The organism is Halobellus sp. H-GB7 (assembly GCF_030848585.1).
GTDB lineage: Archaea > Halobacteriota > Halobacteria > Halobacteriales > Haloferacaceae > Haloquadratum > Haloquadratum inordinatus.
Window position 1 is genome coordinate 263,032 of sequence record NZ_JAVDDW010000002.1, and the last position, 15,760, is coordinate 278,791.

A 15,760-nucleotide genomic window follows, 5' to 3' on the forward strand; every position below is an offset into this window, starting at 1 on the left:
GGAACGGGTCGCAGAGAGGACGCCGTGGCCGAGCCATCCTGGTCGGACCACCACAGCAGGTCCTCGTGGCTGGGCTTTTGTACACCGCGGGTGAGAGGGCAGGTATGAAAGCCGTCCAACTGACCGGGCACGGCGACCGCGACGTCATCGAATACGACGAGTTCCCCGACCCAGAAGTCGGCCGCGACGAGGTGCTCGTCGACGTGAAAGCCGCCGCGCTGAACCACCTCGACATCTGGACGCGACGCGGACTCCCCGGGATCGATCTCTCCTTCCCGCACATTCCCGGGAGCGATATGGCTGGCGTCGTCGCGGAAGTCGGCACGGACGTGACGCGCTTCGAGCCGGGAGATCACGTCGCTCTCATCGCGGGCGTCGCCGGCGACGACGCCGAAGGCAGCGGCTCCGAGTTCCCGCGGCGGGACGATCCGACGCTCGCGCCCGACTTCCACATCATCGGTGAACACAGCCGCGGTGTCCACGCCGAGTACGCCGCGGTGCCGGCTGCGAATCTGGTTCCGGTTCCCGACCACGTCGACTGGGAGGTTGCCGGGTCGGCGTCCCTCGTTTTCCAGACCGCCTGGCGGATGCTGATCCACCGGGCCGAGCTCCGGACGGGCGAACGCGTGCTGGTCCACGGTGCGTCCGGCGGCGTCGGCCACGCCGCGGTCCAGATCGCCGACTACGCCGGCTGTGAGGTGTTCGCGACCGCCTCCTCCGAGGAGAAACTCGAGTATGCGGCCGACTGCGGGGCGGACCACGGCATCAACTACGAGGAGTCGGACTTCGCCCGCGACGTCCACGATCTGACGGACGGCCGCGGCGTCGACGTCGTGGTCGATCATATCGGCGAGGCCACCTACGACGACTCGCTGAAGAGCCTCCGGAAAGGGGGTCGATTCGTCACCTGTGGGGCGACGACGGGGCCGAATCCGGACGCCGCGCTGAACCGGATCTTCTGGAACCAACTGGAGGTGATCGGCTCGACGATGGCGACGCCCGAACAGGCCGAGGAAGCGCTCGAACTCGTCTGGGAGGGTGTCCTCGAACCGCGGATCCGCGCGACCCTGCCGATGAGCGAGTCCGCGCGCGCTCACGAAATGATCGAGAACCGTGAGGGCTTTGGCAAAGTGGTCGTAATTCCGGACAGTGAGCTCTGACGACGAGGGATACGTCCATCGGCCGGGTGGCGAGGAGACGGCAGCCAGCGGAGCCTCGGCCGACACCGAGGCGGAGCCCGATGGCTTCGGGATGCGCGGTTGGGTGCTCGTCGGCGTCCTCGTCGTCTGCACGCTCGTCGTCCCCGGTATCATCTACATCCGCCCGGGAATCCTCTCTGCGATCGGCATTCCCTACATCGCTTCGTTGCTCGTGCTCCCGCTCGTTCCCGCGGCCGCGCTGGGTCTCACGGCAGTCTGGGCGATGACGGCCGCGACGAAAAACGAGTGAACGTCCGGCGAGTGACGCGGTTTTTCGACGATATCCACTGAATGCGCTTCGACTTGTAGGTTTCCAGAAAGACTTATCAGTATGTATGTGTGAGAACATCTCGCACAGATGTTCGAAACGTTCTCCACGAGCTACTACCTGGGGCGACTGTACGTCGAGCCGTCAGATCGGGACGTCCCCGCGATCCAGCGGGCGGATCACGAGCGGGTAAACGAGCACCTCTACGGCGACGAGGGGCTCTTCCGCACCGACGCGCCGCTCGTGATGAAACTCGATCGTGGCCACATCCCGGTCCTCGGCGACGACGAGGTCCCCTCGGGAACGCTCGCCGTCCCCGAATCGGTCACTGACGCCGACCTCCCGGCCGAACGCGACGTGTTGCTGGCGCGACCCGACCGCGCGGCCGAACTCCTCCGGTACTCGGGCTATCGTTTCGGCGACGACGAAGCCGTGGCGTGAGGTCGGGCCGGTAGCGACCCCCCGACAGCGCTGATTTTTGGTCGTTGCTCCGGTGTGTCCCGCAGTCTGAACGAGAACTGGAGCGCCTGCCGACCTGAGCGATCGAGGGTCGTCTCCGAGAACCGACAGTATAAGTGGCCCGGGGTCGCGCGTCGTGGTATGCTCGACGAGTTGCTCGGCCGCGCAGAGCTCAAAGCCCGGATCGAGGAACTAGAGGAGGAAAAACGCCACCTCGAACGCCGCGCCGAGGCCGAAGAGGAGCGCCGATCGGAGGCCGCCCGGAAGCGACAGGAGGCCGAGGCGGAAGTCAACCGACTCGAAGACCGGATCGAAGGGCTCGAAGAGCGGGTCGAGCGGCTCTCGGGCGACGAGACGGTCGACGTCGACTTCCGCGGTAGCGAGGCCCTCCGCGGCGAGCGCCGGGACGAGATCCTCTCGCGACTCGCGTCTTTCGAGACCGCCCCCGAAGGCGCACTGACCGCGATGGTCGACGAGGAGGTCCCCGAGGCCGTTTCGGACGCGCTCGGCGAGCGTGCGGCCCTGGTTCGTCGCGCCGCGCCCTGTCTCGTCTGCGTCGACGACGCCGGCCTCGTCGCTGCCGCGCTCGAACCGCCGACGCCGCCCGCGCCGTTCGCCGCGTGGGATTCCGAGTTCAGGCTCGATCGGTCGTGGTTCGCTCCCGCCGCACCGACGTGGGTCGCCCTCGTGCGCTCGGATCTGTTCGCGCTCGGGATCTACGACGGCGACGCCGTGACGCTCGTCGACGACATCGAGTCCGACGTGATGGGATCGCACTCGAAAGGCGGGTTCTCGCAAGCACGCTTCGAGCGACGGCGCGACCAGCAGGTCGACGACCATCTCGATCGGGCGCGCGAAGCTATCGAGACACATCTTGATTCAGACGTGCGCGACGGTTCGATCGGGCTTCCAGACGATGCCGATCTGGTCGTACTCGGCGAACAGACGGTGCTGGGACAGTTCACCGACCTCGCCGACCGGACGGCTGCCGTCGACGCCAGTGGCGCCCCCGGCGAGGCGCTCCAGCGAGCGGTTCGAGAGTTCTGGACGGTCCGGCTGTCGCTGCTCTGATAGAGGTTGTCGCAAGTCCTCATATAGTAGCGTTTGCAACTGATTACACAGCCAATCGCACGACTGCGTGTGATTAGGTGCGCGAAGACTTGCAAACGCTACTATAGATTTCTCGCCGGACGTTACGGCGAGAATCTCCGAACAGTTACGATAATCTATGAAGAGTGGCCAAACCACGAGGATTAAAACCGCAGTCGGCCTCGATTCAGGTATGACCGCAGGCTCAGACAGCGACGACCCCGAACGGGTCGTCGTCCTCGCACACGAGAAGTTCCCCGAGCGGGCGAAGACGGCCACGGGCGTCCTCAAATACGCCGATTACGACGTCGTCGCCGTCCTCGACCGTGACCGCGCCGGAACGGTCACGACAGACCACCGGCGCGACCTGCCCGAGGTGCCGATCGTCTCCTCGATGGCTGACGCGCCCGAGGCGGACACGCTCCTGATCGGCATCTCCCCGATCGGTGGCGACTTCGACGACTCCTGGCGGCCCGACGTGCGTACCGCGATCGAACGAGGCTGTGACATCGTCGCCGGCCTCCACTACTTCCTCTCCGAAGACGAGGAGTTCGCCGACCTCGCCGCCGAGCACGACGTCGCCCTCCGCGACGTGCGCAAGCCGAAAGAGGACCTGACCGTCGCCGGCGGCCGGAGCGCCGACATCGACGCCGAGGTCGTGCTGACGGTCGGGACGGACTGCTCGGTCGGGAAGATGACGGTCGCGCTCGAACTCGTCGAGGCCGCCCGCGAGCGCGGGGTCGACGCCGGATTCATCCCGACGGGCCAGACGGGCATTATGATCGCCGGCTGGGGCAACCCCATCGACCGCGTCGTCTCGGACTTCACCGCGGGCGCCGTCGAGGAGATGCTGCTGGAAGTCGGCGACGACTACGACGTGCTGTTCGTCGAAGGCCAAGGAAGCATCGTCCACCCGGCGTACTCCGCGGTCACCTGCGGCATCCTGCACGGCTCGATGCCCGACTCGATGGTCCTCTGCCACTCGGCGGGTCGCGAGGCGATCCACGGGTACGAGTCGTTCTCGCTGCCCTCGCTCGACGAATACGTCGATCTCTACGAGAACCTCGCCGCACCCGTCCACGAGGGCGAGGTCGTCGCGGGCGCGCTGAACACCTCGGACATCGAAGACGACGCGGAGGCACAGGCCGCCGTCGACGCCTACGCCGAGGAGCTCGGTCGGCCGGCGACCGACGTCGTCCGGTTCGACGCCGACGCGGTCCTCGATGCGATCCTCGGAGCGGAGTGAGCGATGCTCTCGACGGAGTTCGAGCGCGTTACGCTCCCGCTCGCGGACGCGTTCACGATCTCGCGCGGCACCCAGACCACCGCGGAGAACGTCGTCGTCCGGATCACCGACGACGACGGGACCACGGGCGTCGGTGCCGCCGCACCCTCAGCCCACTACGGGGAGACGGCCGCAACCGTCGAGGCGGTCCTGCCCGACCTGCTCGCGGTCGTCGAGTCCGTCGACGACCCGCACGCGATCGCGGCGATCGAACGGAAACTCCGCGGCGTCGTCGAGGACAACCCGGCGGCGCGTACGGCGGTCGACGTCGCGCTGCACGACCTCGCCGCGAAGCGCCTCGACGTGCCGCTGTACCGACAGTGGGGTCTCGACCCCGATCAGACACCGAAAACGTCGTTCACGATCGGACTCGACGAGACCGACCGAATGCGCGAGAAGACGCGGGCCGCCGTGGACGACGGCTACGACGTGCTGAAAATAAAACTCGGTACCGACCGCGACGAGGAGATCGTCGCCGCCGTCCGCGAGGAAGCGCCCGAAGCGCGGATCCGCGTCGACGCGAACGAGGCGTGGACACCGCGTGAGGCGGTCGGGATGACCGACCGACTCGCCTCCTACGGCGTCGAGTTCGTCGAGCAGCCGGTTCCGGCGAGCGATCCCGAGGGCCTGCGGTTCGTCTACGAGCGTTCCGCGCTCCCGATCGCGGCCGACGAGTCCTGCGTGACGCTCCCGGACGTCCCGGCGGTCGCCGACCGAACGGACATCGTCAATCTGAAACTGATGAAGTGCGGCGGACTTCCGGAAGCGCGGCGGATGATCGCCGCCGCTCGCGCGCACGGGCTGGAGGTGATGCTCGGCTGTATGATCGAGACGAACGCCGCCATCGCGGCCGCCTGTCACCTCGCGCCGCTGCTCGACTACGCGGACCTCGACGGGGCGCTCCTCCTCGACGACGACGAGTACGCGGGCGTGCCGATCGACGGCAGCGAAATCCGTCTCGACGCGCTCGCGGATCGCGGGCTCACAGGGACGGGCGCACGACGGACTGAGTGAGCCGACCCCCGCCGAGCGAGCCGACGCCTCCGCAGGTTCTTATACCAATCCGACGCCAGCGGGCGTGTGAGATGACGTTCGTCCCGCGTCGGGCCGCGGTCGTTCGGCACGTCGGCGTGGGACCGGTTGTCGGTGCCGACTGTTCGCAAGCCCACAGCGACGCGTCGCAGTCGTGTCAGGCTGATCGCTGGACTCGGCCCACCACAGTCGCGACTCTCGGCCGCTTCCGTTCCGCCGGACACACACGCTTAACCGCGCGCGACGAATAGTCGGACGTAGATGTCCCAGGTCACGCTCATCGGCGACCGGCTCGCGTCTCCGGGGACGGAGTTCGTCTACGAGGGCGAGTCGTCGGCGTGCGAGGGCTGTCCCTACCGACAGCAGTGTCTGAACCTCACCGAAGGCGTCCGCTACGAGGTGACGGACGTTCGCGAGAACGGACAACTCCTCGATTGCGCCGTCCACGATACCGGCGTTCGCGCCGTCGAAGTCGAGCCGGCCTCGATTACGGCCAACGTCGCCTCGAAGGGAGCCTACGCCGGCAGCAAGGTGACGCTCCCCGGCCCGTGCCCCCACACGGAGTGTCCGAGCCACGAGTACTGCGTACCGGACGGTGCGGACTTCGAGACGGAGTACCGGATCGACGAGGTCCGTGGTGACCCGCCCCACGAGTTCTGTTATCTCGACCGAGAGCTGACGCTCGTCGAACTCGCCCCGCCGGAATCGTAGTCGGAGCACTCGTCTCGCACCACCGTTCGACACCCGGTTGCTCCGGATATTCTCCTCACGCGAGCGTGCCTAGCCGATCGGCCGCGTAACCGAACACGTCCTCGTAGCCGTACGCCGAGAGGAGCACCGGGTAGAACTCGCTGTCTGCGCTGTAGGACTCTCCATCGGCGGCGGCGACGGGGTCACCCGGCGCGACGCGCTGGAAGTTGTCGACGAAGACTCGGTAGTCTTCGGCGGGGTCCTTCGGAATCTGATCGAGCAGGCGGAAGACCGTCACTTCGTCTTCCTCCCGCCGGTGTAGCGACAGCGGCGGTTCGACGTCGCCTTCGATCGGCGCGGGCAGCACACCCGTCGCCGACAGGAACGCGCGAACGAGCCAGTAGGCGTTCGTCGCAGCCTCCTCGGTTCCCTGTAGCCCGGTCTCGACCTCGATCGTGTGTGCGTGATCGATGAGCCGACCGCCCGCGAACGAGCCCGTCTCGACGAGGTACTCGATCGGGAGGTGCGGACAGATCGCCCGCGACACCGCGCCGACCTCGTCGACGAGTGCGAACGGCTCGGCGTACGACTGCGTCGAGTGCAGCGAGAGGACAGTCTTTCCCCGGAGTTCGCGCACGAGATCGTGCGCGAGTCGGCCTTCGTGCGTCGTCGCGTTTGGATCGCCCGGGAACGCCCGGTTGAGGTCCTCGTCGAGGTAGCGGACGTCGGCCGCAAGCGCCTCCTCGTTGGCGACGATGAGCTTTACCGGCCGCTCGACGTCCGGATCGGACGCGACGAAGCGTTCGATCGCCCGCTCCCCGCAGGGTTCGTCTCCGTGGACCGATCCGACGACGGCGACCTCGGGTGTCCCCTCCCCGAGTTCGTAGATTCGCATTGATTCTCGTCAAGTGACGGAGAGTCAAATCTCTTTGTTTGTGGGGACCGAAGCAGCGAACGTGACAGACCACACCCGCGACGACACAGTGGGGCCGCCGACGACCGGTACGCCGACCGGTTGGGATCCGACGCGGGCCGCGTCGAACGGGTGGGAGCACGGGACGCTTCGCCGGGCGACGATCCACGGGGTCCGACTCTACAACTCGGGGGCCTTCCACGAGTCGCACGACTGCTTCGAGGTGGAGTGGTACAACTACGGTTCGGGGACGACCGAAAGCGCGTTTCTCCACGGAATGGTCCAGGTCGCCGCCGGCGCGTACAAGCACTTTGATTTCGAGGACGACGACGGAATGCGATCGCTGTTCCGCACCGCGCTGCAGTACCTCCGAGGTGTCCCCGACGACTACTACGGCGTCAACGTCCACGACGTCCGAGGGACGCTGGGCGACGCACTCGACGACCCGACAGTCCTGGAGGGGTGGCGGATCGAACTCGACGGTGAGCGTCCGGCGGCAGATAGACTGGACCGCGAGTACGCCGAGCGGCTAGAGTAAGCGGGCGACGGCAGTCACGCGCTGTCTTCCACGTCGCTCGCCCGCGCCAACTCCTCGAAGGCCGCCCACGAGGGATCGACGTCGGGATGTGAAATCTCCGCACCGTCGACCGCGACGCCCGTCCCCGATTCGACCGTTCCAGCGACGCCGACCGGCGTTCCCTCTGACTCCAGCGCGCCGACGACGTCCGCAGTGCGATCGGGATCGACCGTCAGCACGAGCGTCCCGCCGGTGGTCGCCTTCCACGGATCGATCCCGAGCGCGTCGGCGGTCTCGCGGACGCCCGGCAAAAGGGGGATCTCGTCCGTGGAGAGATCGAATCGGACGCCAGCACCGTCTGCGACCTCGACGAACGCGCCGAAGAGTCCGCACTCGGTCGCGTCGTGCATCGCGTTGACGCCGCCTACCGCGGCCGCCGTCATCGCGTCGCGGACGCAGGACGCGTCGTCGAGGCGGGACTGCGCGGCCGCCAGCGTCGCCGCGTCGAGGTCGAACTGCTCGGGGAACAGCGACGTGAGGAGCCCCGTGGCCTCCACGCCGGGACCCTTCGTCACGAGCACGTCGTCGCCGACGCGTGCGCCGTCCGGGCGGATCAGGTCGTCGTGATCGCCGACGCCGAGCGCCGTCGCGCCGCCGACCCACGGAAACGAACAGCCGCTGTAGCGGGCGGTGTGGCCGGTGACGATCGAGACGCCGAGGTCCGCGGCCTCTCGGTGCATCGACTCCCACAGCGTTGCGAACGACTCGTCGTCGAAATCGGGCGGGAGCGTGAACGAGATGGCGAGATGAGAGGGAGCGAGTCCGGAGACGGCGACGTCAGCGAGGACGAAATCGAGCGCGAACCGCCCGGCGCGCTCGAATCCGAGGCCCGGAAGGACGGAGACGGGATCGGTCGCGATAACGACGGCCGTACCGTCGAGATCTAGCACGCCGAAGTCGACGCCGTGCGTCGGACCGAGCGCCACGTCGTCGCGGTCGGCGCCGAGACGCGGGAAGACGTACTCGTCGAAGAACGAGCGATCGACTTTGCCGAGATCCGCCATATTCGACGGTCTCTCCGGGGCGATTTGAACGTGGCGCTGTCGCCCGATCGTCAGCGGGGACCAGTCGCTCACGACGTTGTTTCGACAGTCGGCCGCAGGGGGTCGTCCCCCCGACCGACCGGCTCACGAAGGGACGCGAGCGCGAATCCAACGGAGCTCATCCCGCCGGCGCGACGACCTCGCGTCACCTGACCTTTTCCCGGGTCCGTATAAGTATCTCGCTAAGTGTACTCTTAAGATATATATAGTCCGAGGGGCGGCGATGGAGCCAACTGCGACACCGAAGCGATCGCCGGCTGGAACCGGAGAGCGGAGTTAGGGGGCCGTGCGAAACTGCCGCGTGAGTTCGGCCAGCACCCGATCCGACTCTTCGTGGTGCAGCCAGTGCGTGACGTCACTCGCTCGCCGGAGCCGCGTTTCGAGTGCGGTCACTGGTCGGGATCGACCGAGATCTGGTCGACGAGCGCTTCTTCGACGGAGTCACGCTCCCACTCCCGCGGTGTACTGCCGCCGGCTTCGGCGCGGATCTTCTCTTCGAGGAGGTTCACTGCAACCGTGTTCGCTCCCTCCGGGACGATGAGGTCGGCGTGCCGCTTCGTGGGCTCGACGAACTGTTCGTGCATCGGCTTGACCGTCGAGAGGTACTGATCGATGACGCCCTCCAGATCGCGCCCGCGGTCGATCACGTCGCGTTGGATACGGCGAAGGATTCGGACGTCGGCGTCGGTCTCGACGTACAAGCGGAGATCGAGCATCTCGTTGATCTCCTCGTCGTAGAGCGCGAAGATCCCCTCGACGATGATGACGTCCGTCGGTTCGACCGTCTCGGGATCGTCGGTCCGGTTGTGGGTCTCGAAGTCGTAGGTCGGCATCTCGATGGGCTGTCCTTCCAGGAGCGTCGATACCTGCTCGCGGATCAGTTCCCACTCGAACGCCGACGGGTGGTCGTAGTTGACGTCCTCACGCTCCTCGAAGTCGAGGTGGCTCAGATCCTCGTAGTAGTTGTCCAGCGGGATCCGCGTGACGTCGTCGCCGACGTTCTCGGTGATGAGGCGCGCGACGGTCGTCTTCCCCGCGCCGGTGCCGCCCGCGATCCCGATGACGAACGAGGGGATGGTCATCTCTTGATGGGCGGGTCCCCGAGCGCTTGAGCGTGGCGATTTGGAGGTCTGCTGGTGCGTCTTTGGGACAAGTGAACAAATCCGAACCGGACGAGACTGGACCATCACTGACACGCCTCCCTAAAACGTCAGGAGTCGATCAGTACGACCCCACGTTCGTCCTGGCCGGGAATAGCAGACACCGGGTACGGGCGGATCTCACCACGTGAATTGTTGTCATTGTATAGTGCATATACCCGAACGCACAGTATTGTAACGGATACATTTATACGGAGGAGTCCCCTTCCGAGGGATATGGCACGTGATATCGTACGGCGCGACTTTATGAAGCGCGTCGGTGCGGCTGGTGCAATCGGTGCAACTGGACTCGCAGGCTGTATTGGAAGCCCCGGAGATGGCGGCGGCGACGGTGGGGGTACCGAAGGCGGAGACGGTGGCGGCGAAACCACAACGACCGGCGGCGGTGGCGGCGGCAGCGGCGGCCCGGAAGGCCTCGTCGTCATCGGGTACCCCGAAAGTGGGATTCAGCTGTTCCGTGACTACTACAGCCAATCTGACGGCAGCGAGGAGATTCTCGTTCCCGACGGCCTCCGCGACGGTGCGATGCCGGGCCAGGTCGGGAACGATATGGCGAACGTCACCGGGACGGCCCCGGCCGCTGGCGGGCCGAACCAGGAGGCGTTCAACACGCTGTTCCAGGACGAGTACGGCTCCTCGCCCGGCGTGTTCACCTCGCAGACGTACGACTCCGTCGCGATTCAGCTCCTCGCGAACGCCGCTGCCGGCGCGAACGACGGAACCGCGATCCGCGATCAGATGCGCCGGATCGCGAACCCGGACGGGATGACCGTCACGCCCGAGAACCTCGTCGAGGGCGTCGAGGCGGCCGCAAACGGCGAAGACGTAAACTATCAGGGCGCGTCGTCGGCGACGAACTTCAACGAAGACGGCGACCCGGCGTCCGCAGCCTACTCCATCTGGGAGTTCGCCGACGGCGGGACGAGCCAGGTCGAAGTCCAGAACTTCGAGGGCGAGAACCCAGACGGCGCCGGTCCTTCCGCCGACAGCGGACCGGGCGGCAGCGACCGCGAGATGTCCGTCGGAATCTTGCTCCCCGAGACCGGTGACCTCGCCTCCGTCGGACAGCCGATGATCCAGGCGGCACAGATCCCCGTGAAGCAGATCAACGAGGCCAACCCCGCTGGTCTGTCGGTCAACGCGCAGATCGAGGACACCCAGACGTCACCGAGCGCCGGTACCTCGGCCGCCGAGACGCTCGCGAGCGCCGGCGTGCCGAGCGTCTGCGGGTCGGCGTCCTCGGGCGTCAACGTCCCCGTCTCACAGCAGGTGTTCATCCCGAACGAGATCGTCGGCTGTTCGCCGTCGTCAACCGCGCTGTCGGTGTCGAACCTCGACGACGACGACTACATCTTCCGGACGGCGCCCTCGGACTTCCTGCAGGGCCGCGTGATGGCGCAGGTGATGTCCGAACGGCTCGGCGTCAGTTCCGTCTCGACGCTGTACGTCAACAACGACTACGGCCAGCAGCTCTCGGACCGCTTCAGCAACGTCTTCACCGAGCAGTTCGGCGGCGAGGTCTACCACAAGGTCGCCTTCAACAAAGGCGAGTCCTCGTACTCCTCCGTCATCGAGACGGCGCTGTCGGGACCGGACAGCTAGAGCGACCCGTTCGATCGATTCCGAGTTTTTTTTCGACGGCGACAACCGAGTAGCGCCGCGAGCGATTGCTCCCCGGCACCGTCTGCTGTCGTCTGAGGTCCGTACCTGGCACTGTCTACCGCAGTCCGTGGGATCGAAAAGAAGGTGCGACGGCCGTATTATCCGCCGAGGAAGTCCTGACGGACCTGCTCGTCGTTCAGCAGCACGTCGCCGTCGTCCATATACCGATTCTGGCCGTTCGCGAGGACGTAGCCGCGGTCACAGCGCCGCAGCGCCTCCTTGGCGTTCTGCTCGACCATCAGGATCGCCGTCCCGTCGTCGTTGATCGCGTCGATGCGGTCGAACATATCGTCGACGAGGTCGGGCGCGAGGCCCGCAGAAGGTTCGTCGAGTAAGAGCAGCGAGGGATCGAGCATCAGCGCGCGGCCCATCGCGAGCATCTGCTGTTGGCCGCCAGACATCGTGCCCGCCTTCTGGGTCTGCCGCTCCTCGAGGATCGGGAACCGATCGAAAACGGCGTCGAGGGCGTCCTGTGGCACCTCATCGAGGATGTACGCGCCCATCTCCAGGTTCTCGCGAACCGTCAGCGACGCGAAGACGTTGTCGTTCTGCGGGACGTAGCCGATCCCCTCGTGGATGATCTCCTCCGGACGGAGGCCGGTGATGTCCTCGTCCTCGAAGGTCACGGTCCCGCCCATATGGGTCGTGAGCCCGAAGACGGACTTCATCACCGTCGACTTGCCGGCCCCGTTCGGACCGACGATGGTGACGTACTCGCCGTCGGCGACGTCCATATCGACGTCGGTCAGGATCTGGAGATCGCCGTAGCCGGCGTCGAGATCCCGAACTTCGAGTAAGGACTGGTCTCCGCGCTCCGGAATCGTCTCACGGGAGACCGCGGCGCCGTCGCCGTCGGCTCCCCCAGTAGTGTCTGCGCTCATACGTTCCCTCCGAGGTAGGCCTCGATGACCTCTTCGTTCGCCTGTATCTCTGCGGGCGTGCCCTCCGTCAGGACCCGGCCCTGGTGGAGGACGATGACGCGTTCGCAGTTCTCCATAATCAGGTCCATATCGTGTTCGACGAGCAGGAACGTGTACCCCTGCTCGCGGAGTTCGTGAATGTGATCGAGGAGCCGCCGCTCCAGCGACGGATTGACGCCGGCGAACGGCTCATCGAGCAGCAGCATATCCGGATCGGTGAGCAGCGCCCGCGCCATCTCCAGGAGTTTCCGTTGGCCGCCCGAGAGGTTCCCGGCGTACTCCTCGGCGATGTGGTCGATCTCGAAGAACTCGAGTACGTTCCAGACGCGGTCGAGCAACTCGGACTCCTGCTCGATGACGTCGCCGCGGAACCCGGGCGTCACCGACCGCCACAGCGCCTCGCCGCGCTGGTACTTCGGTGCCAGCATCATATTCTCGAGCACCGTCATCTCCTGCAGTTCGCGGGCGATCTGGAACGTCCGGACGAGTCCCCTATTCGCGATGGCGTGGGGCTTCTGCCCGGTGATGTCCTCGCCGTCGAACGTCACGGTTCCGGAGTCCGGCTGGAGCATCCCCGTGATGAGGTTGAACGTCGTCGACTTCCCGGCGCCGTTCGGGCCGATCAGCCCGGTGAGGCTCCCGCGCTCGACCTGGAAGGACGCGTCGTCGACGGCGGTGATCCCGCCGAAGGACTTCCGCAGACTGTCCACCTGCAGCGGGTACTCCTCGCTGACGCTCGGGCCGCCGGAGCCGAGATCCAGTTCCGTCGGCGCGTCGCCGACAGCGCCGGCGCCTGACGTGGCTCCGGATTCGACACCCGGTTCGTCGCCGTCGCCCGCGTCGGCCGCCTCACTCATCGGAACCACCTCCGGATTCGCCGCCGTCGGTCTCCGCTGTTCCGCGCGCACGCGCCGCGGTCAGCGGGATGCCGGCGGCCGTCTCCTTGCGGTAGCCGAGCATTCCCTCCGGTCGGTTGTGCATCAGCCAGATGAGCACGAGTCCCATGAACACGAGTTGGAGTTGTCGGATGCTGTCGATCGTGTAGAAGAACAGCGGTGCCGGATCGAAATTCGAGATGAGCGGCGCGATCGCCGGGCCGAATCCCGACGGCGCGTCCGCGTTCGGCAGGACGGTGTCGACGAGGTTCTTCAGGTACCGCGGCCCCTGATAGAGCAGCGCGGCGAAGACCGCGCCGCCGAGAACGCTTCCCGTGTTCGACCCCGCGCCGCCGATGATCAGCGCGATCCACACGAAGAACGTGATCCGCGGCCGGAAGAAGTTCGGCGTGACGGCACCGCTCGTCATCAGCCAGAGGATGCCCGCCAGGCCCATCAGCGCACAGCCCAGCATAAACGCCTTAATTTTGAACCGGTTCGTGTTCTTCCCGAGCGAGTTCGCAACGTCCTCGTCTTCACGGATTGCCTTGAGGACGCGGCCGAACGGCGATTCGCCCGTGCGCTTGAGCAGCCAGTAGAACGCCGCGACGAAGAAGAGCAGCACCACGCCGTAGACGAGGCCGTCGACGACGGGCTTCGGGTTGTTGGGAACGAGCACCTCGAACGAGTCGACGAAGCCCAGATACGCGTCCCAGAGGCCGAAGAAGCCGAAGAACGCCTCCAGCGGGTCGGTGAAATCGAGGATGAGCCCCGATCCGCCGCCGAAGCCGACGCGCTCGCCGAACAGTTGGAACTGCTGGAGTTCGCCCGAGAGGAACGAGAAACGGACGATTTCGGACATCGCGATCGTCACGATGGCGAGATAGTCCGCCCGCAACCGGAGTGCCGGGAGCGCGATCACCAGCCCGAGAAGCGCCGCCGCGACCATCCCGGCGATGATGCCGACGATGAGCGGCAGTCCGAGCCCACCGACCTGCGCCGCGCCGCCAGATTCATAGAGCGGTTTCGAGACCAGCGCCATCACGTAGATACCGACGGCCATGAAGCCGACGATACCGATGTTGAACAGCCCGGTGTACCCCCAGTGGAGGTTGAGCGCGAGCGCGAGCATCGCGAAGACGCCGATGTAGAACGTGAGGACCGCGATGGTGTTGAGTTGGCCGCGCAGCGAGTAGCCGAGGCCGACGCCGATCAGAACGTACGCGATGTAGATGACGACGAGGACGGCCACGATTAGCCCGGCGTCGCCACCCGGTAACCGCGCGGAGACGTCGTCGCGGACGCTCATGCTGTCGACCTCCCGGAGAAGATGCCCTCAGGTTTCACGAGCAGCAGGACGATCATCACGGCGAACGCCGCCGCGCGGGCGAACGCCGACGGGATCCAGATGACCGACACCGACGCTGTCAGCCCGATCGCGAGGCCGCCGACGATGGCGCCGTAGATCGAGCCGATGCCGCCGAGGATGACCGCGGCGAAGATGAGGAGCAAGAGGAGCCACCCGTCGTTGAAGCCGAGTGTGCCCTTCCAGAGGATGAACATATAGCCGGCGACGCCGGTGAGGCCGCCGCCGATGACCCACACCGAGCGCACGACGCGCTCGGTCGGGATGCCCGTGATCTGGGCGAGATCCTCGTTGTCCGCCATCGCCCGCATCGCCTTCCCGAGTTTCGTCATCTGTAAGAGCAGGTGCACGGCGAGCATCAGCCCCCCGGCGACGACGACGAGCGCGATGTCGTGGGCGTTGATGCGGACGGCCCCGTCGACGAAGTACAGCGAGATCGACGGCGGCTGTGACGTCGTGCCGCGGACGCTCGATCCGAAGACGAACTGCATCAGATACCGCAGCGCGAACGCGACGCCGACGCTCGTGATGAGAAGCGTGATGCCGTCCTCGTCGCGGATGGGCTTGAATACGAGCCGATCGATGCCCAGCGCGAGGACGACGGTGGCGACGCCGGCGACGAGCGCGCCGGCGACGACGGCCAGCGGCGTCCCGGTGACGCCGATGCCGAGCGTCCCGCCGAAGACGGACCCGCCCGCGCCGACGAGCAACAGCGCCCCCACGTCGGCCCGACCGAGGCCGGCGACGAGGTACGTCGTCGCCCACCCGGAGAACGCGCCCGCGGTGATGAAGTCACCGTGCGCGAAGTTCGCGAAGTTCAGAATACTGTACGTCATAGAGAGCCCGATGCCCGCGAGACCGATCACCAGCCCGCGCATCAGCCCGTCCCAGACGAGCGAGCCGACGCTGCTGAACGACGTCTGTCCGGTCGCGAGACCGGAGAACAGGTCGTACAACAGGATGATCCCGACGAGCGCCAAGAGAACGGAACCGGGCCGTGCCACCGCGAACTGACGTCCGCGTGTGTATGTCTCGGCGATACCCATTGATAACTATCCTCACGATGTTTGCGGTCGGGAAACGATGATAAGTCTTTCTTCCCGCGGTGACGCGCCGACGTGATTCGGTCCAGGGTCGGAAGCAATCCGAACTGTTTCGTCAGTTGTCAGGTACGTTCCCCTGTCATTAGATATCACTCATCGATTCGTTCAAGCGGCCGGGG

Annotated in this window: 16 protein-coding genes; 9 read left to right on the forward strand and 7 right to left on the reverse strand. The window is 66.2% G+C overall.

All coding sequences use genetic code 11. From position 1 onward, the window contains the following. The first annotated feature begins 104 nt into the window (after positions 1–104). The 7 genes from RBH22_RS06245 to RBH22_RS06275 all read left to right on the forward strand — a co-directional run bounded on the left by RBH22_RS06245 (position 105) and on the right by RBH22_RS06275 (position 6,043). Entirely contained in the window at positions 105–1,160 is a 1,056-nt protein-coding gene (locus tag RBH22_RS06245; RefSeq protein ID WP_306676891.1) for a zinc-binding dehydrogenase, read from the forward strand. Continuing rightward, positions 1,150–1,449: a hypothetical protein gene (locus RBH22_RS06250; protein ID WP_256289557.1), complete on the forward strand. Its 300-nt coding sequence runs from the start codon at positions 1,150–1,152 to the stop codon at positions 1,447–1,449. The genes RBH22_RS06245 and RBH22_RS06250 overlap by 11 nt, the downstream gene beginning before the upstream one ends. A 108-nt stretch (positions 1,450–1,557) precedes the next feature. Then, a complete protein-coding gene (locus RBH22_RS06255; RefSeq protein WP_121569268.1) occupies positions 1,558–1,908 on the forward strand; it encodes a DUF5802 family protein in 351 nt (116 codons plus the stop codon). A gap of 159 nt (positions 1,909–2,067) precedes the next feature. Further along, on the forward strand, positions 2,068–2,997 hold the full coding sequence (locus RBH22_RS06260) for a Vms1/Ankzf1 family peptidyl-tRNA hydrolase (RefSeq protein ID WP_256545317.1): 930 nt from the start codon (positions 2,068–2,070) through the stop codon (positions 2,995–2,997). A gap of 211 nt (positions 2,998–3,208) precedes the next feature. After that, complete coding sequence (locus tag RBH22_RS06265) at positions 3,209–4,261, forward strand: DUF1611 domain-containing protein (RefSeq protein ID WP_306676892.1); 1,053 nt, start codon at positions 3,209–3,211, stop codon at positions 4,259–4,261. 3 nt (positions 4,262–4,264) lie between these two features. After that, positions 4,265–5,314 (forward strand): dipeptide epimerase, encoded by a 1,050-nt coding sequence (locus RBH22_RS06270; RefSeq protein ID WP_306676893.1) that lies wholly within the window; start codon positions 4,265–4,267, stop codon positions 5,312–5,314. A 279-nt stretch (positions 5,315–5,593) separates the two neighbouring features. Continuing rightward, positions 5,594–6,043, forward strand: a complete 450-nt coding sequence (locus RBH22_RS06275; protein WP_256289561.1) for a UPF0179 family protein — start codon at positions 5,594–5,596, stop codon at positions 6,041–6,043. 55 nt (positions 6,044–6,098) lie between these two features. On the opposite strand, the gene RBH22_RS06280 is transcribed toward RBH22_RS06275, so the two are convergent. Further along, positions 6,099–6,917, reverse strand: coding sequence for a succinylglutamate desuccinylase/aspartoacylase family protein (locus RBH22_RS06280; RefSeq protein WP_256545320.1), 819 nt, complete (start codon positions 6,915–6,917; stop codon positions 6,099–6,101). Between the two features lie 61 nt (positions 6,918–6,978). On the opposite strand from RBH22_RS06280, the gene RBH22_RS06285 reads away from it, so the two are divergent. Next, on the forward strand, positions 6,979–7,473 hold the full coding sequence (locus tag RBH22_RS06285) for a DUF309 domain-containing protein (protein ID WP_256289563.1): 495 nt from the start codon (positions 6,979–6,981) through the stop codon (positions 7,471–7,473). Between the two features lie 14 nt (positions 7,474–7,487). On the opposite strand, the gene RBH22_RS06290 is transcribed toward RBH22_RS06285, so the two are convergent. Together RBH22_RS06290 and udk are read right to left on the reverse strand one after the other, a co-directional pair. After that, positions 7,488–8,516: an AIR synthase family protein gene (locus tag RBH22_RS06290; RefSeq protein WP_306676894.1), complete on the reverse strand. Its 1,029-nt coding sequence runs from the start codon at positions 8,514–8,516 to the stop codon at positions 7,488–7,490. A 428-nt stretch (positions 8,517–8,944) separates the two neighbouring features. Next, on the reverse strand, positions 8,945–9,637 hold the full coding sequence (gene udk, locus RBH22_RS06295; RefSeq protein ID WP_256545322.1) for a uridine kinase: 693 nt from the start codon (positions 9,635–9,637) through the stop codon (positions 8,945–8,947). A 294-nt stretch (positions 9,638–9,931) separates the two neighbouring features. Here udk and RBH22_RS06300 point away from each other — a divergent pair, with 294 nt between their 5' ends. Then, entirely contained in the window at positions 9,932–11,317 is a 1,386-nt protein-coding gene (locus tag RBH22_RS06300; protein WP_306676895.1) for an ABC transporter substrate-binding protein, read from the forward strand. 158 nt (positions 11,318–11,475) lie between these two features. On the opposite strand, the gene RBH22_RS06305 is transcribed toward RBH22_RS06300, so the two are convergent. The 4 genes from RBH22_RS06305 to RBH22_RS06320 are packed head-to-tail and all read right to left on the reverse strand — an operon-like array spanning position 11,476 to position 15,416. Beyond that, on the reverse strand, positions 11,476–12,258 hold the full coding sequence (locus RBH22_RS06305; RefSeq protein ID WP_306676896.1) for an ABC transporter ATP-binding protein: 783 nt from the start codon (positions 12,256–12,258) through the stop codon (positions 11,476–11,478). Then, positions 12,255–13,154 (reverse strand): ABC transporter ATP-binding protein, encoded by a 900-nt coding sequence (locus RBH22_RS06310; protein WP_306676897.1) that lies wholly within the window; start codon positions 13,152–13,154, stop codon positions 12,255–12,257. Before RBH22_RS06310 ends, RBH22_RS06305 begins: the two co-directional genes overlap by 4 nt. Next, positions 13,147–14,481, reverse strand: a complete 1,335-nt coding sequence (locus tag RBH22_RS06315; RefSeq protein ID WP_306676898.1) for a branched-chain amino acid ABC transporter permease — start codon at positions 14,479–14,481, stop codon at positions 13,147–13,149. Before RBH22_RS06315 ends, RBH22_RS06310 begins: the two co-directional genes overlap by 8 nt. After that, positions 14,478–15,416, reverse strand: coding sequence for a branched-chain amino acid ABC transporter permease (locus tag RBH22_RS06320; protein ID WP_256546636.1), 939 nt, complete (start codon positions 15,414–15,416; stop codon positions 14,478–14,480). Before RBH22_RS06320 ends, RBH22_RS06315 begins: the two co-directional genes overlap by 4 nt. Positions 15,417–15,760 lie beyond the last annotated feature (344 nt).

What these genes read in the sequence shown, in the direction of transcription:
- RBH22_RS06265 (WP_306676892.1), top strand. Translation starts at nt 3,209, where the DNA reads ATGACCGCAGGCTCAGACAGCGACGACCCCGAACGGGTCGTCGTCCTC.
- RBH22_RS06320 (WP_256546636.1), bottom strand. Translation starts at nt 15,416, where the DNA reads ATGCGCGGGCTGGTGATCGGTCTCGCGGGCATCGGGCTCTCTATGACG.
- RBH22_RS06275 (WP_256289561.1), top strand. Translation starts at nt 5,594, where the DNA reads ATGTCCCAGGTCACGCTCATCGGCGACCGGCTCGCGTCTCCGGGGACG.
- RBH22_RS06270 (WP_306676893.1), top strand. Translation starts at nt 4,265, where the DNA reads ATGCTCTCGACGGAGTTCGAGCGCGTTACGCTCCCGCTCGCGGACGCG.
- RBH22_RS06245 (WP_306676891.1), top strand. Translation starts at nt 105, where the DNA reads ATGAAAGCCGTCCAACTGACCGGGCACGGCGACCGCGACGTCATCGAA.
- RBH22_RS06280 (WP_256545320.1), bottom strand. Translation starts at nt 6,917, where the DNA reads ATGCGAATCTACGAACTCGGGGAGGGGACACCCGAGGTCGCCGTCGTC.
- RBH22_RS06290 (WP_306676894.1), bottom strand. Translation starts at nt 8,516, where the DNA reads ATGGCGGATCTCGGCAAAGTCGATCGCTCGTTCTTCGACGAGTACGTC.
- RBH22_RS06300 (WP_306676895.1), top strand. Translation starts at nt 9,932, where the DNA reads ATGGCACGTGATATCGTACGGCGCGACTTTATGAAGCGCGTCGGTGCG.
- RBH22_RS06315 (WP_306676898.1), bottom strand. Translation starts at nt 14,481, where the DNA reads ATGAGCGTCCGCGACGACGTCTCCGCGCGGTTACCGGGTGGCGACGCC.
- RBH22_RS06260 (WP_256545317.1), top strand. Translation starts at nt 2,068, where the DNA reads ATGCTCGACGAGTTGCTCGGCCGCGCAGAGCTCAAAGCCCGGATCGAG.
- udk (WP_256545322.1), bottom strand. Translation starts at nt 9,637, where the DNA reads ATGACCATCCCCTCGTTCGTCATCGGGATCGCGGGCGGCACCGGCGCG.
- RBH22_RS06310 (WP_306676897.1), bottom strand. Translation starts at nt 13,154, where the DNA reads ATGAGTGAGGCGGCCGACGCGGGCGACGGCGACGAACCGGGTGTCGAA.
- RBH22_RS06305 (WP_306676896.1), bottom strand. Translation starts at nt 12,258, where the DNA reads ATGAGCGCAGACACTACTGGGGGAGCCGACGGCGACGGCGCCGCGGTC.
- RBH22_RS06255 (WP_121569268.1), top strand. Translation starts at nt 1,558, where the DNA reads ATGTTCGAAACGTTCTCCACGAGCTACTACCTGGGGCGACTGTACGTC.